Annotated in this window: 15 protein-coding genes; 8 read left to right on the top strand and 7 right to left on the bottom strand. The window is 73.7% G+C overall.

The features are described from left to right. Positions 1–92: 92 nt before the first annotated feature. The gene (locus tag DJ476_RS33610; protein WP_103417068.1) at positions 93–1,133 is read right to left on the bottom strand and encodes an NAD(P)-dependent alcohol dehydrogenase; all 1,041 of its coding nucleotides are present in this window, start codon (positions 1,131–1,133) and stop codon (positions 93–95) included. Between the two features lie 153 nt (positions 1,134–1,286). Here DJ476_RS33610 and DJ476_RS33605 point away from each other — a divergent pair, with 153 nt between their 5' ends. Then, positions 1,287–2,234 (top strand): helix-turn-helix domain-containing protein, encoded by a 948-nt coding sequence (locus DJ476_RS33605; protein WP_112492292.1) that lies wholly within the window; start codon positions 1,287–1,289, stop codon positions 2,232–2,234. A gap of 18 nt (positions 2,235–2,252) precedes the next feature. Here DJ476_RS33605 and DJ476_RS33600 read toward each other — a convergent pair whose 3' ends face one another. The 3 genes from DJ476_RS33600 to afsA form a co-directional block, all read right to left on the bottom strand. Next, the gene (locus tag DJ476_RS33600; protein WP_103417066.1) at positions 2,253–2,939 is read right to left on the bottom strand and encodes a ScbR family autoregulator-binding transcription factor; all 687 of its coding nucleotides are present in this window, start codon (positions 2,937–2,939) and stop codon (positions 2,253–2,255) included. A 177-nt stretch (positions 2,940–3,116) separates the two neighbouring features. Next, the gene (locus DJ476_RS33595; protein ID WP_112492291.1) at positions 3,117–3,977 is read right to left on the bottom strand and encodes an NmrA family NAD(P)-binding protein; all 861 of its coding nucleotides are present in this window, start codon (positions 3,975–3,977) and stop codon (positions 3,117–3,119) included. A 76-nt stretch (positions 3,978–4,053) separates the two neighbouring features. Beyond that, a complete protein-coding gene (gene afsA, locus DJ476_RS33590; RefSeq protein ID WP_112492290.1) occupies positions 4,054–4,923 on the bottom strand; it encodes a 2-oxo-3-(phosphooxy)propyl 3-oxoalkanoate synthase in 870 nt (289 codons plus the stop codon). Positions 4,924–5,156: 233 nt separating this feature from the next. Here afsA and DJ476_RS33585 point away from each other — a divergent pair, with 233 nt between their 5' ends. Beyond that, on the top strand, positions 5,157–5,795 hold the full coding sequence (locus tag DJ476_RS33585; RefSeq protein ID WP_103417063.1) for a ScbR family autoregulator-binding transcription factor: 639 nt from the start codon (positions 5,157–5,159) through the stop codon (positions 5,793–5,795). Between the two features lie 30 nt (positions 5,796–5,825). Here the strand turns inward: DJ476_RS33585 and DJ476_RS33580 are convergent, their stop codons facing one another. Beyond that, a complete protein-coding gene (locus DJ476_RS33580) occupies positions 5,826–6,437 on the bottom strand; it encodes a LysE/ArgO family amino acid transporter (protein ID WP_070202925.1) in 612 nt (203 codons plus the stop codon). A 66-nt stretch (positions 6,438–6,503) separates the two neighbouring features. On the opposite strand from DJ476_RS33580, the gene DJ476_RS33575 reads away from it, so the two are divergent. The 4 genes from DJ476_RS33575 (at position 6,504) to DJ476_RS33560 (ending at position 10,596) form a co-directional block, all read left to right on the top strand. Then, on the top strand, positions 6,504–7,421 hold the full coding sequence (locus DJ476_RS33575) for a LysR family transcriptional regulator ArgP (RefSeq protein WP_103417062.1): 918 nt from the start codon (positions 6,504–6,506) through the stop codon (positions 7,419–7,421). 209 nt (positions 7,422–7,630) lie between these two features. Continuing rightward, positions 7,631–8,293 (top strand): response regulator transcription factor, encoded by a 663-nt coding sequence (locus tag DJ476_RS33570; RefSeq protein WP_103417061.1) that lies wholly within the window; start codon positions 7,631–7,633, stop codon positions 8,291–8,293. Then, positions 8,290–9,675, top strand: a complete 1,386-nt coding sequence (locus DJ476_RS33565) for a sensor histidine kinase (RefSeq protein WP_112492289.1) — start codon at positions 8,290–8,292, stop codon at positions 9,673–9,675. Before DJ476_RS33570 ends, DJ476_RS33565 begins: the two co-directional genes overlap by 4 nt. 72 nt (positions 9,676–9,747) lie before the next feature. Next, entirely contained in the window at positions 9,748–10,596 is an 849-nt protein-coding gene (locus DJ476_RS33560; RefSeq protein WP_112492288.1) for an endo alpha-1,4 polygalactosaminidase, read from the top strand. 15 nt (positions 10,597–10,611) lie between these two features. Here DJ476_RS33560 and DJ476_RS33555 read toward each other — a convergent pair whose 3' ends face one another. Then, positions 10,612–11,415 (bottom strand): VOC family protein, encoded by an 804-nt coding sequence (locus tag DJ476_RS33555; RefSeq protein ID WP_112492287.1) that lies wholly within the window; start codon positions 11,413–11,415, stop codon positions 10,612–10,614. A gap of 157 nt (positions 11,416–11,572) precedes the next feature. Then, a complete protein-coding gene (locus DJ476_RS33550; protein ID WP_103417057.1) occupies positions 11,573–12,238 on the bottom strand; it encodes a lysophospholipid acyltransferase family protein in 666 nt (221 codons plus the stop codon). A 205-nt stretch (positions 12,239–12,443) separates the two neighbouring features. Between DJ476_RS33550 and DJ476_RS33545 the strand changes: the two genes are divergently transcribed. Together DJ476_RS33545 and tsaD are read left to right on the top strand one after the other, a co-directional pair. Then, on the top strand, positions 12,444–13,379 hold the full coding sequence (locus DJ476_RS33545) for an aminoglycoside phosphotransferase family protein (protein ID WP_103417056.1): 936 nt from the start codon (positions 12,444–12,446) through the stop codon (positions 13,377–13,379). Positions 13,380–13,494: 115 nt separating this feature from the next. Next, entirely contained in the window at positions 13,495–14,568 is a 1,074-nt protein-coding gene (tsaD, locus tag DJ476_RS33540; RefSeq protein WP_112492286.1) for a tRNA (adenosine(37)-N6)-threonylcarbamoyltransferase complex transferase subunit TsaD, read from the top strand. Positions 14,569–14,591: the final 23 nt, after the last annotated feature.

The raw sequence follows: 14,591 nt of genomic DNA, 5'->3' as shown, positions 1-14,591 counted from the left end.
GGTGTGCCCCGGGCCCTCGCAGAGCCCGGGGCACACCCGCATCCGTACGCGGGAACCCTGGACAGCGCACCCGCGTACGGCTGCCGGACCGGTCAGATGGTCGCCGTGTCGATCACGAAGCGGTAGCGGACGTCACTGGCGAGAACGCGCTCGTACGCCTCGTTGACCTGGTCCGCGCCGATCACCTCGATCTCGGCGCCGAGGCCGTGCACGGCGCAGAAGTCGAGCATCTCCTGCGTCTCCGCGATGCCGCCGATCGCCGAGCCCGCCAGCGACTTGTTGCCGCCGATCAGCGAGAAGAGGTTGAGCGAGACCGGCTCCTCGGGCGCGCCCACGTTGACGAGGGTGCCGTCCGTGCGCAGCAGGGCGAGGTAGGCGCCGAAGTCCAGCGGGGCGGAGACCGTGGAGAGGATGATGTCGAAGGTTCCGGCCAGTTCCTCGAAGGTCTTCGGGTCGCTGGTCGCGTAGTAGTGGTCGGCGCCCAGCTTGAGCCCGTCGTCCTTCTTCCGCAGGGACTGGGAGAGGACCGTGACCTCGGCGCCGAGGGTGTGCGCGATCTTGACGGCCATGTGGCCGAGACCGCCGAGGCCGATGACGGCGACCTTCTTGCCGGGACCGGCGCCCCAGCGGCGGAGCGGGGAGTACGTGGTGATGCCCGCGCAGAGCAGCGGCGCGGCCTCGTCCAGGGCGATGCCCTCGGGGATGGAGACGACGAAGCTCTCACGGACGACGATGTGCGTCGAGTAGCCCCCGTACGTCGGCTCGCCGCTGCGGTCGAGGGCGTTGTACGTCTGGGTGTTCCCCTCGGCGCAGTGCTGTTCGCGGCCCATGCGGCAGGCGTCGCACTGTCCGCAGGAGTCGACCATGCAGCCGACGCCGACGCGGTCGCCGGCCTGGAAGCGGGTGACGCCGGGGCCGGCCTCGGTGACGATGCCGGCGATCTCGTGGCCGGGCACCATCGGGAAGATGCCCTCGCCCCAGCCGTCGCGGGCCTGGTGGATGTCGGAGTGGCAGATGCCCGCGAACTTGATCTCGATGAGGACGTCGAACTCGCCCACCGGGCGGCGCTCGATCGTGGTGCGCTCCAGCGGGGCCTTGGCACGGGGAGCGGCGTAGGCGGCAACGGTGGTCATGCCGGAGGTTCTCCTCTGGGTGATGCGGTAGGAACGTCATCCAGCATCACGGGACCGGCAGTGTTTACCCAGGTCACCGTCTTGCCTACGTCCGCCGGTCCTACTACTGGCAGGGACAGGCTCCTGTGCGTACGACCAGGAATAATGGGGGCCATGGACGATCAGCCCGGCACCTCCGCCCCCGAGCCGCTCGACCGGCGCGCCGAACTCAGCGAGTTCCTGCGCACCCGGCGGGCCCGGCTCCGGCCGCAGGACGTGGGGCTGCCGGAGTTCGGGCGGGCCCGCCGGGTGCCGGGGCTGCGGCGGGAGGAGCTGGCGCAGCTGGCCGGGGTCTCCGTGGCGTACTACACCCGGCTGGAACAGGGCAACGGGCGCAATGTGTCGGCCGAGGTGCTCGACGCGATCGCCCGGGCGCTGCGGCTCAGCGACGCCGAGCACGCGCATCTGACCCATCTGGCCAAGCCCGGGCAGCACAAGAAGAAGCGCCGTCCGGCCCGGGTGCAGCGGGTGCGGACCGGGCTGCTCTATCTCCTGGAGAGCCTGGAGGGCGTTCCCGCGTACGTGAGCGGGGCGCGCTCCGACATCCTGGCGTGGAACCCGATGGCGGCGGCGGTGTTCGGTGACTGGGGCGCGCTGCCGCCCGAGGAGCGCAACTGGGCGCGGCTCGTGTTCCTCTCCCCCGCCTACCGGGACCTGTTCGTGGAGTGGGACACCAAGGCCTCGGACATGGTCAGCTATCTGCGCATGTACGCGGGGTGCCACCCGGACGATCCGCAGCTCTCCGCGCTGGTGGGTGAACTCTCCGTCAAGAACGACGAGTTCAGGCGGCTGTGGGCCACGCACAACGTCAAGGAGAAGGGCCACGGCGTCAAGCTGCTGCGGCATCCGCTCGTCGGGGACATGGCCCTCTCCTACGAGACCCTGCACCTGCCGGACGACCCGGAACAGTATCTGGTCACCTACCACGCGGAGCCCGGCTCCGAGTCGGCCCAGGCGCTGCGCCTGCTGGCGAGCTGGGGCGCGGACGCGGGGCGGACCGAGGCGGTCGGCCGGGCGGGGCGGGTCGACCTCGGCGGCGGGGCGGGCCGGGACCGGACCTGAACCTCCGCCGCCGCAAGGTCAGATGGGGGCGGCGGCCCCCACCCCGGAGGTGCGGTGGCCGTCCGGGCCCGTGGCGACGGCGTCCGTCGCCACGGCGGTGCCCGAGGGGTCCAGGAGGGGCAGGGTCTCCGGGGTGGCGAGGCGGGGCAGCAGGAGCCGCCAGAAGCCGGTGGGGGTGGGGGCGGAGAGCCATTCGGAGTCGTACCGTCCGAGCACCTCGAACCCGGTGGTCGCGGCCACCGTCGCGGCCGTGGCGTCCGTACGGGAGACGTCCTCGGCGAGGGTGCCGGCGGCGGCCGCCTCGTCCAGCAACTCGCCTACGCAGCGCTGCCATTGGGCGGGCAGGCCCGGTTCGTCGCCCCGTACCCCGTCGCAGCTGAGCCGGAAGCCGGCCCGGGTGACCGGGTCGCGGGCGAGGAGGTCGACCAGGGCGTGGGAGGTGTCGACCAGGGTCTGCAGGGCCGTGTCCGTCCGGCGGCGGATGGAACTGGACACCTCCAGCAAGCCGTGCGAGGCCTCCGCGACCACGGCCTGGGCGACCGCGGCCTTGTTCTCGAAGTGGAAGTGCAGCGCGCCCGTGCTGACCCCCGCGCCGGAACTGATCAGCGCCAGGCGCGCCTGCGCGTACCCGTGCTGCTCGAACACGATCGCGGCGGAGCGGATCAGGGCCTGGCGGGTGCGCGCGGCGCGCACCTGCTTGGTCACCGGAGCCTCCGCCGGGGGGAGAAGCGGATGGGAAGGGGGCCTGGGCCAGGGGCCGCGGGGGCCGGGCACTCTCCGCCGGAGCGGGCAAGCAGCGTCATGGGAATATCAAACCAACTTACCGGTTTGATTTCCAGGGGAACGTGTGCACGGTCGGCCACCGTGCGGGGGCGCGTTCCGCTAGACGCCCAGGTCGACCGCGGTGAAGGACTCCGCGTGATCCGACGCCCAGGTACGGAATGTCCTGGCGGGGCGGCCCGTCAGCTCCTCGACGGTGGGCACCACGGCCGCCTTGGCTCCGGCGCGCTGGCGCTCGGCGCTCTCCAGGAACGCCTCGGCCACGGGGCGCGGATACTTCGCGAGCAGGGCCTCGCGCGCCCGGTCCAGGGGCAGTTCCTCGAAGCGCAGCGGCCGGCCCAGCACCTCGGAGAGGCGGTCCGTCTGCTCGCGCGCGGTGATGGGCTCCGGGCCCGACACCGCGTACGCCCGCCCCTCGTGGCCCGTGCCGGTGAGGGCGGCGACCGCCACCGCAGCGACGTCCCGCGGGTCGACGCACGCGACCGGGGAGTCGCCGTACAGGGCCCGCACCACGCCGTCCGACGCGATGCCCCTGGCCCAGGAGAGCGTGTTGGACATGAAGGTCCTGGGGCGGACGAACGTCCAGGGAACCCCCGATTCCCGTACGGCCTCTTCGTTGCCCCGCTGGAGACGGGTGATGAAGTCGTCCGCGCCGGGCTCCTCCACCGCCATCATCGACAGCTTCACCAGGTGGCGCACGCCCGCCGTCCGCGCGGCCGTCGCGACCCTCAAGTCGTCGGGTTCCGTGGGGCTGTTGGTCACCAGGAACACCGCGTCGATCCCCCGTAGCGCCCGGTCGAGCGCCTCACGGTCCGCGTACTCCCCCGCCACGACCTCCACACCGGGGCCGTGCACCGTCACGCGTTCCGGCCGCCGCGCCAGGATCCGCACCGGGCCCTCGGCCGCCAGCAGTTGTGCGACCTCACCGCCGACCGCCCCGGTCGCCCCTGTCACCAGAATCACGTCACGTACTCCTCATGAACCGTCAGCGGACCGTCGCCGGGCCGCCCGTAACCACCGCGCCGTCCGGACGCGTGCCTCAGATCGTGCCGGACGGGCCCGTCAGCACCGAATCGAAGACCGGCTCGCCGTCCTGACGGCCCGTCACTCGGACTCTGGCCTCGCCCGGTGCGGCGCCCGCCAGGACCTCCGCGGCGATCGTGCACGGGGTGCCGAACTCCGCGTACCGGTAGAAGTGCGTACGCCCCTCGGCAGGGACGAACCTGCCGTCCCCGGCGGCGAGGCACGCCGCCTGACGGGCCGCCTCCAGCAGCAGCATGCCCGGCACATGGTCGTTGGGGCGCTGGAAGAGCGTCGGGTGGCGGGTGTCCACCCGCAGCTCCCAGACCCCTTCGCGCGCACCCCTCGACAGCACCACGTCCTCGACCCGGTCGCGGCCCGCCCGGGCGGCGTCGACCGGCACCGTGCACGGTATCGCCACGCCCGGCTCCGCCGACCCGCCGCGCATCCGCCGGTAGACCCGCGGGCTGGTGAACCTGGTCGCGCCCATCCCCGTCGCGACCAACTGCCCGGCGCGGCGCACCACCCAGTCGACCCGGCCCTGCACCGGCAGCCCGGCACGCCACTTCAGCTCGGAGCAGGCCACCTCGACGTCGATCACGGTGGGCAGGCCGCCCACGACCAGGTGCTCGGGGTGGGTCGCGTAGTCCAGATCCGCCATCAGGAAGTGGTGGCCGACGGGGACTCCGTACCCGGCGTGGAAGGCGAGCATCGCGGCCTGCCGCATCGCCTCCGTCACCAGCAGCGGGTCATGGCGGTCCGCCCCGACCGGGGCGAAGAAGGGGTGGTCGTGCGGCAGCACCGCCTCGACGTGGAACCGGTCCGGTCCCAACCGCACCCAGTTGCGCGGGAACGCGTCCTCCGCCCTGCTCCGGTGGACCAGTTCCATGGGCACCGGATGCGCCGTTCGGGCTTCCGAACCCACGGCTGACGCCGTTACAGGATCGGTCAACACTGCTGCTTCGGGCATAACTCCCCCCAGGGGTTATGTGATGGGCGAGCCGTTCCTGCGGTGCACACGCGCTGATAAGATACAGACTAAGCGGTTTTTTTTCTATCCCCAAGACCCTCACAAACCGCCCGCCCGGCCCACGTCCGGCACAGCCCACGAAGGAGACAGGGATGGCCAAGCAGGACCGGGCGATCCGCACCCGTCAGGCGATCCTGATGGCGGCAGCGGAGACTTTCGAGAAACACGGGTACCGGGCCGCGACCATCACGGAAATACTCAGAATCGCCGGGGTGACGAAAGGCGCGCTCTATTTCCATTTCCCGTCCAAGGAAGAACTCGCGCTCGGGGTGCTGGAGGCGCAGGAGCCCCCGCCGCCCGCCCCCGATCAGCCCCTCAAACTCCAGGAACTGGTGGACATGGGGATGATGTTCAGCCACCGCCTCCACACCAGTCTCCTCACCCGCGCCGGCGTCCGGCTCTCCATGGACCAGCAGGCCCAGGGGCTGGACCGGACCGGCCCGTTCCTCCGCTGGCAGCAGACCACCCACGACCTCCTGGCCCACGCCAAACAGAACGGCGAACTCCTCCCGCACGTCAACCCCATGGAGACCGCCGACCTCTATGTCGCGGCCTTCACCGGCATCCAGGCGGTCTCCCAGACCCTCACCAACTACCGCGATCTGGAACAGCGTTACATCGCACTCCAGCGGCACATCCTCCCCAGTATCGCCATACCCTCCATCCTCACCGCGCTCGATCTCACCCCCCAGCGCACCACCGACCTCGCCCGGCTCGCGCCCGCATACTGACCACCACGCGACCGCCCGGAAGTCAGGCGGTCAGGCGGTCAGGGCGAGTCGGACGCCGAGGCCGATCATCATCGCGGCGACCAGCCCGTCCAGCACCCGCCACGACGACGGGCGGGCCAGCACCCCGCTCAGCAGCCGGGCCCCGAAGCCGAGAGCGGTGAACCAGCACACGCTGGCGAGGACCGCGCCCAGCCCGAAGGTCCAGCGCAGCGGGCCGCGGTCGGCGGCGACGGAGCCCAGCAGGAACACGGTGTCCAGGTAGACGTGCGGGTTGAGCCAGGTCATCGCGAGGCAGGCGAGCACGGCACCCCGCGTCGCCCCGGAGGGCGCGTCCCGCGGCAGGAGGGCGGAGGGGCGGAAGGCCCGGCGCGCGGCCAGGAGGCCGTAACCGATCAGGAACAACCCGCCCAGCAGGGAGACCACCGTCAGGGCGGAGGGCCAGGCCACGACGACGGCCCCGACCCCGGCGACACCCAGGGTGATGAGGACCGCGTCGGACAGCGCGCAGATGGCGACCACCGCGAGAACGGCCTCCCGGCGGACGCCCTGGCGCAGGACCAGGGCGTTCTGGGCGCCGATGGCGACGATGAGGGAGAGGCCGGTACCGAACCCGGCGGCTGCGGTGGTCAGAGCGTTGGTCATGGACCAGACGTTAGGGAGTCCTGATATTCATGTACAGCTAAAGATTCTTACGTATCATTAACTGTCGTGATGTCGGAACTCCCCCTCGATCAGGTGCGGACCCTCCTGGCGGTCGTCGACGAAGGCACCTTCGACGCCGCGGCGAGCGCCCTGCAGGTGACACCGTCGGCGGTCAGCCAGCGGGTGAAGGCCCTGGAGCGGCGCACCGGCCGGGTGCTGCTGATGCGGACGAAGCCGGTACGGCCCACCGAGTCCGGCCAGGTCGTGGTGCGCCTCGCCCGCCAGCTGGCCCGGCTGGAGCAGGACGCGCAGGCGGCCCTCGGGATGTCCGGCCCCGGCGAGCCGACCCGGCTGACGATCGCGGTGAACTCCGACTCGCTGGCCACCTGGTTCCTGCCCGCCCTCGGCCGGGTGCCGGAGGAGCTGGGCATCTGTTACGAGCTGCGCCGGGAGGACCAGGACCACACCGCCGCGCTGCTCCGCGAGGGGCTGGTGATGGCCGCGGTGACCTCGTCCCCGGAGGCGGTGAGCGGGTGTTCGGTGCGGAGTCTGGGGAGGATGCGCTATCTGCCGGTGGCGACGGCGGCCTTCGCGGAGCGGTGGCTCGGGCGGGGGACGACGACCCCGCTGCGCGAGCTGATCGTGGACGCGCCGGTGGTGGACTTCGACCGGCGCGACGACATCCAGGCCTCCTTCACCCGTGCCCTCGGGTGCGGGCGGCGGGCCGCCCGGCGGCGCCACTTCGTCCCCACCTCGGAGGGGTTCGTGGACGCCGTGGCGGCGGGGATGGGCTGGGGCATGCTGCCCGACGTCCACGCCCGCCCGCTGCTGGACTCCGGCCGGCTGGTCGCCCTCGCCCCGGACCGGCACATCGACGTCCCCCTCTACTGGCAGCAGTGGAAGCTGGACTCACCGGCCCTGGCGACCGTGGCCGAGGCCGTGGCGGCGGAGGCCGCGGAGGCACTCGGCGGGGGCGGCAGCTGACCGCAGGGGGCAGGCGGGCAGGCACCGGCCGGGAACGCGCGCAGGGCGGGCAGCGGCCGACCGGGAACGCGCGCAGGGCGGGCAGCGGCCGACCGGGAACGCGGGCGGGGCGGGCCACGCCTTAGGATGGCGGGTCTTCCCCAGGTCAGGCTCCCGGTGCCGGTACGGAGGCGTCCGGGGCCGGCCCCGAGCGACCCGGAGGCGTCTCCTTGCGCGTGCTGCTGGTGGAGGACGACGACGACCTGCGAGCGGTGATCGCCGCCGGGCTGCGCGAGGCCGGGTTCGCCGTGGACGGTGCGGACGACTGGCCGGAGGCGGACGTAATGCTCCATGTCACCGCGTACGACTGTGTGCTCCTGGACCGCATGCTGCCCTCCGGCGACTCCCTCGCACGGCTGGAGGACCGGCGCCGGGCGGGGTGGGCGGTGCCCGTGCTCTGCCTCACCGCGCTGGACGCCCTCGACGAGCGGCTGCACGGGCTGGAGAGCGGGGCGGACGACTACCTCGCCAAGCCCTTCGCGATGCGTGAACTCGTCCTGCGCGTACGGAGTCTGACCCGGCGGGCGGCCGAGCGGCTGCCCTCCTTCCTGAGCTGCGCCGACGTGGTGATGGACCTGGCCCGGCGCGAGGTGCGGCGGGGCGGGGTGCTGCTCTCGCTGAGCCCCAAGGAGTACGCCGTGCTCCAGCAGCTCCTGGTCCACCGGGGCGGCGTCGTCACGCGTACGGCGCTGCTGGAGCACTGCTGGGACGAGATGGCCGACCCGGTCTCCAACGTGGTGGACGCCGTCATCGCCGGGGTGCGGCGCAAGCTGGGCTCCCCGCCCCTCGTACGGACCGTGCGCGGGCAGGGGTTCCTGATGGGCGCCCGATGAGCCGGATGCGAGGCCCCGGACCGGCACGGCGCCGCTCCCCCGCCAGGGACCGGCTGCGCCGGCTCCAGCTGCGCCTGACCGCCGCGTACACGCTGATCACCCTCGCCGGACTGAGCTGCCTGGCCTGGCTGGTGATCCGTACCGACGACCGGTCGCGGGAGGCCGCCGAGTACGACGAGATGCGCCGCCGGGCCTCCGTCGCGGCCTCGCTCGTCTACTACGAGGACGACCGCATCCGGCTCGACGGCCTGGCCGACGACGAGGCGACCGCGGGCACGCCCCAGATTCTGGTGCTGGAGGACCGGCCCGGGGGTGGCCCGGCCGTGGTGTTCCGGGGCAGCGTCCAGCAGTTCGACGTACCGGCCACGGCGCTCGCCCGGGCGGCACGCGCGGCGATGCGCGGGGAGGAGACCGTGCGGCAGGAGGCTCACGACCGTACGGGCGGCCCCGTCCGGCTGCTGGCGGTGCCCTTCTGGCACGACGCGACCGACGAGGTGGCGGGCGCGGCCGTCGCGGTCGGGGACCCGGCGTACGGGGCGGCCGAGCACCGCAGCCTGGTCCTCTCGCTGGTCGTCGGGTGCGCGGCCCTCACCGCCCTGGCCGCGCTCACCGCCCATGTGCTCTCCGGGCGGAGCATGCGGCCCGCCTGGCGGGCGCTGGAGCAGCAGGAGCGGCTGCTCGCCGACGCGGCGCACGAGCTGCGGACGCCGGTGGCGGTGATGCGCGGTTCGGTGGAGCTGGCCGAGCGCGGTTCCAGTGGGGCGGACGCCTATCTGCCGGGGATCCGCCGGGCGGCCGACCGGATGGGCCATGTGGTGGAGAACCTGCTGACCCGGGGCCGGCTGGAGGCCGCCGTGGAAGCGGTACGGGCCGAGCCGCTGCGCCTGGACCAGCTCGTGGAGGAGCTCTGCGCCGAACTGCCGGAGGGCGGGCAGCGGTTGGAGCTGCGGGCGGCGGAGTCGGTGGTCGAGGCCGACGCGGCGCTGGTCCGGGTGGCCGTACGCAACCTGCTCGACAACGCCGTACGGCATGGCCGGACGGGCGGGTCGCTCGACCGCGACGGACGCGACGGTCCTGCGGCCGGGGAGCCCGGCCGGGCCGATCTTCTCGTGACCGTCGACGGGCCCGAGGTGTCGGTGGCCGACCGGGGACCGGGGGTGGAGCCGGGGCGGCTGCCGGAGCTGATCGAGCGCTTCCGTTCACCGGGCGGCGGTACGGGCATCGGGCTCTCGCTGGTGCACCGGGTGGCCCTCGCCCACCGGGGCGCCCTGACCGTCCACGCCCGGCCCGGCGGCGGTGCGGTGTTCGTGCTGCGGCTCGCACCGGCCCGGTCGCCGCGGAGGGCGGGGGCGGGGCGGGCGGACAGGCCGGCCGGAGAGTGACGCTCACGATTCGCTCATGATCGGCCGTCCATGATGCAGGGGCAGGTACGCAGACCACGCCCGGGAGTCCCCATGTCCAAGCATGCCGTCACCCCCTTCCTCCGCCGCGGGTCGACCCTCGCGGCCCTGGCCGGCGGGGTCGCCGTGGCGGCCGGGGCGGGGGTCCTGCTCTCCAGCGCGTTCGCGGCCAAGCCCGCGCCGAAGGTCGTCCTCCCGCAGGCGAACGCCACCTTCGACTACCAGATCGGCGGGGCCTACACCCCGCCCGCCGGGGTCGAGGCGCTCTCGCGGGACCGGGGCGCCAAGCCCGTACGCGGGCTGTACAACGTCTGTTACGTCAACGCCTTCCAGACCCAGCCGGACGCCCTGGACTGGTGGGACAAGCAGCACCCGGACCTGGTCCTGCGCGACAGCGGCGGTGAGCCCGTCAACGACGAGGCGTGGGGCGAGGCGCTGCTCGACACCTCCACGGCCGCCAAGCGCACCCGGCTCGCGAAGATCGTCGGCGGCTGGATCGACGGCTGCGCGCAGTCCGGGTTCCAGGCGGTGGAGCCGGACAACCTGGATTCGTACGAGCGCTCCGGCGGCCGCCTCACCCGGGCGCACAACGCCGCGTTCGCCAAGCTGCTGGCCGCGCGGGCGCATACGGCGGGGCTGGCCATCGGGCAGAAGAACACCACCGACCTGCTGGAGCAGCGCGAGGAGATCGGCTTCGACTTCGCGGTCGCGGAGGAGTGCGGCCGCTACGACGAGTGCGCCGACTACGCCACCGCGTACGGCAACCGGGTCTTCGTCGTCGAGTACACCACGCGCGACTTCGCCAAGGCCTGTTCCGCCGTGGGCGCGAAGGTCTCCGTGGTCCGCCGGGACCTCGACGTGCGGCCGGCGGGGCAGGAGGGGTACGTCTTCGCCACCTGCTGATCCCGGCGGCGCCCGTTACCCGGCCGGTGTGGGTGACCGGCGGGCACTGACCGTGAAGAGGGCGCCGTCGGGGTCCTCGATCATCGATTCGGGCCCGTCGTCCGGGGAGACGGTCGGCGGGGAGACCTCGCCGCCCGCCTTCCGCGCGGCCTCGGTGGCCGCCGTCAGGTCGTCGACCTGGAAGCGGACGTGCCAGCGGGGGCGCAGCCGGGGGTCGGGGGACGCCCCGTCGCCGCCGCCGCGCAGGGTGGCCACGGTGTGGCCGCGGTGGCTGACGACGACGGTGTCCTGCTGGTAGGCGTAGCCGACCTCGCAGCCGTCGGGTTCGAGGGGGTCCCAGCCGAACACCTCGGAGTAGAAGATCGCGGCGTCGAAGGCGTGGCTGGTGCGCAGTTCGAGGGCGGCGGGTGCGCTGCCCCGGCCGATCGACCAGGGCGGGGTCCGCCCCTCCCAGAAGCCGAACCCGGCCCCTTCGCGGTCCGCCGCCAGCGCTCCCCGGCCGGGGCCGACCCGGATCGGGCCGACGGCGATGGTGCCGCCGCGCTCCCGTACACGGGCGGCGGTGGCGTCCACGTCGGCGACGGCGAAGTACGGGGTCCAGGCGGTGACGGTGGGCAGTCCCGGGCCGATCCGGCCGATCCCGGCGACGGGCAGGCCGTCGGCGTGGGCGACGGAGAATCCCTCGCCGAGGGTGCCGGAGCGGTAGGTCCAGCCGAGGACGGCCGCGTAGAAGTCCTGGGCCGCGTGCAGGTCGCGGGTCATGAGACTGACCCAGCAGGGAACGCCGTGCGCAGGAGTGGTCCGCTCTGCCGCCGTCATCGCCGATCCGTCTCCTCGCCGGAACACCATGCCCTACACATACCTACGCTGCCCGGGTCGGCGGCGCCACCCGGGCGGGTACCCCTGGGCGAGACTCCTGAACGTGGCATTCCTGAACGTGACTCTCCTGGGCGGACGCTTCCGGGCCCTGCGGTCTTCACCGTACGGAGACCGCCGCGGGTTCGCCCAGGTGCCGGGCGGCCGTGCGCCAGGCGGTGGTGACGGCCTCGCGGGCGGTGGCGGTCGCCGCCTCGACGCCCGGGGGCAGGTGGACCGGCAGGCCCAGGTGGACGTGGAGCCGGGGGCGGCGGGCCGGGGCGGTGAGGAACCCGGCGAGCTGCTTGGCGGTGGAACCGGAGATCACCCGGCGGGCACCGGCCTGGCCGAGCGGGACGACGGGAGCGCCCGCCGCGTGGGCCAACCGGGCGAGGCCGCTGCGGAAGCTCTCCGGGGGCGCCTCGGCCGCGTCCTTGCGCAGCGGGATCCGCCCCTCCCCGTAGATCAGCACGTGCCGGCCCGCCCCGAGCGCGGCGGCGGCCGTGTCGAGCGCGTCGGCCGCCCGGTGGGTGCCCCGGTGCACGGGGACGTGGCCGCCGCGCTCCAGGAGCCGGCCGAGCACCGGGATGCGCCAGAGGCCGGCGGTGGCCAGGACGACCGGTTCGACGTCGAGCCGCCGCAGCGCCGCGAGGACGACGCCGGGGTCGGCCAGGGAGGTGTGGTTGGCGACGATGATGGAGCCGGGCTCCGGGGCGCTGCCGTGGTCGGACGTGACGGTGAGGCGGCCGAGGCACGGGATGACGGCGGCTGCGACGCTGCTGAGCACGGCTCTCCTGGGATCCGGTCGGTGAGGCGACCTGTGGTCGGTCACCCGGTCGGTCGCCTTCATCGTCGTGGCGGCCGGGAGCCCGGACCTGAGTTCGCGTACTCAGCGGGGGTGGGTAGGTGTGGCGCGGGTGCACGTGCGGTGCGCAGGGGGCTCGGGCCGGACGGCACACTACGGGCATGTCCGACCGAGGAGTTGCCGCCGTATGAGCCCCGTCCCTTCACCCGGTGTCGAGGTCCCCGGCGCCCTGATCGCGTCGTACGGCTCCCCCGGTGACGCCCGGGGCCGCGCCTGGCTGACCGCGCTGCCCCGGCTGGCCGCGGAGTTCCTCGGCCGCTGGGAGCTCCGGCGGGACGGGCCGCCCGGCCACGGCATGGCGGGGCTGGTGCTGCCGGTGGTCCGCGCGGACGGTACGGCGGCGGTGCTCAAGCTCCAGCCGCCCGGCGAGGAGACCTCCGGGGTGGCCGCCGGGCTGCGGGCCTGGGACGGCGAGGGGGCGGTACGGCTGCTGGACATCGATCCGGGGGCGGGCGCGCAGTTGCTGGAGCGGCTGGACGCGGGGCGCCCGCTGTCGGCGGAACCGGACGAGGCCGTCGTGATGGAGGTGCTGGCCGGGCTCATGGCGCGGCTGTCGGCCGTGCTCGCGCCGCCGGGGATGCGGAGGCTCGCCGGCATCGCCGCCGCGATGGTCGAGCAGGCACCCGAGGCGTCGGCGCTGCTGCGCGATCCGGCGGAGCGACGGCTCGTCCGCAGCTGCGCGGCGGCCGTGGCCGAGCTGGCCGGCGAGGCGGGTGACCGGCTGCTCCACTGGGATCTGCACGACGGCAACGTCCTGGCCGGGCAGCGCGAGCCATGGCTCGCCATCGATCCCGAACCGCTGGCCGGTGACCCGGGGTTCGAGCTGTGGCCCGCTCTCGACATCCGCTGGGAGAGCGTGGTGAGGGGCGGGGTGACGGGCCCGGTGCTGCGCCGGTTCGATCTGCTCACCGAGGCGCTGGGCCTGGACCGGGCGCGGGCCACCGGCTGGACGCTGGGCCGGGTGCTCCAGAACGCGCTGTGGGACGTCGAGGACGGGAAGGACGCCCTGGAGCCCGCCCAGGTCGCCCTGGCCACGACGCTGCTGGAGCACCGGTCCGCATGATCCGGTACGCGGCGTGAGCCGGTGCGGGGCATGATCCGGTACGCGGCCGGGGCGGCGCGTCAGCTACCTTGTTGCATATAAATTGCAACTACTCATGCCGCGCAAGGAGGCTCCCGTGGGCTCACCCGTGGTGCTCGGGATCGAGTCGTCGTGCGACGAGACCGGGGCGGGCCTGGTCCGGGACGGGCGACTGCTCGGCCATGCGCTCGCGTCGAGCATGGACGAGCACGCCCGCTTCGGCGGGGTCGTGCCCGAGATCGCCGCGCGGGCCCATGTGCACTCCTTCGGCCCGGTCGTCCGGCAGGCGCTGGACAGTGCCGGGCTGCGCATGTCGGACATCGGGGCGGTCGCCGTCACCACCGGTCCCGGGCTCTCCGGGGCGCTCCAGGTGGGGCTGGCCGGGGCGAAGGGGCTGGCGTACGCGCTGGACGTGCCGCTGTACGGGGTCCATCACCTGGCGGGGCACGTCGCCGCGGACACCCTGGAGCACGGCCCGCTGCCCGACCCGTGCGTGGTGCTGATCGTCTCCGGCGGCCACACCTCACTGCTGCTCGTGCGCGATCTCGCCCGGGACCGGATCGTCCATCTCGGGGACACCGTGGACGACGCGGCCGGTGAGTGCTTCGACAAGGTGGCCCGGGTCTTCGGGCTGCCCTATCCGGGCGGTCCGGCGATCGACCGGGTGGCGCGGGAGGGCGATCGGCGTGCGGTGGCGTTCCCGCGCCCGATGACCGGGGCACGGGACGCCCCGTACGCGTTTTCCTTCTCCGGGCTGAAGACGGCCGCCGCCCGGTGGGCCGAGCAGCGGCGTACGGAGGGCGGCGAGTTGCCGGTGGCCGATGGGGCGGCCTCGCTCCAGGAGGCGGTGGCCGATGTGCTGACCCGCAAGGCGGTGGCGGCCTGCCGGGACCACGAGGTGTCCACGCTGGTCGTGGTGGGCGGGGTGGCCGCCAATTCACGGGTACGGGAGCTGGCCGAGCAGCGGTGCCGGGCGGCCGGGATCACGCTGCGGGTGCCTCCGCTGCGGCTGTGCACGGACAACGGGGCGATGATCGCGGCCGTCGGTGACCTGCTCGTACGGGCGGGGGCCGAGCCCGCCCCGATGGACGTGTCGATCGATCCGTCGGCGCCGCTCGAGTACGCCGCGCTCCACCCGGTGGCGTCGCGGGGCGCGGCCCGGGCCGCCTGAGCCGGGCGGGCCGTGCCCTGCGG

Source organism: Streptomyces bacillaris (assembly GCF_003268675.1).
Classification (GTDB): domain Bacteria; phylum Actinomycetota; class Actinomycetes; order Streptomycetales; family Streptomycetaceae; genus Streptomyces; species Streptomyces bacillaris.
The sequence above is the reverse complement of the archived record's forward strand: the minus strand, read 5'-3'. Positions and strand labels throughout refer to the sequence as shown.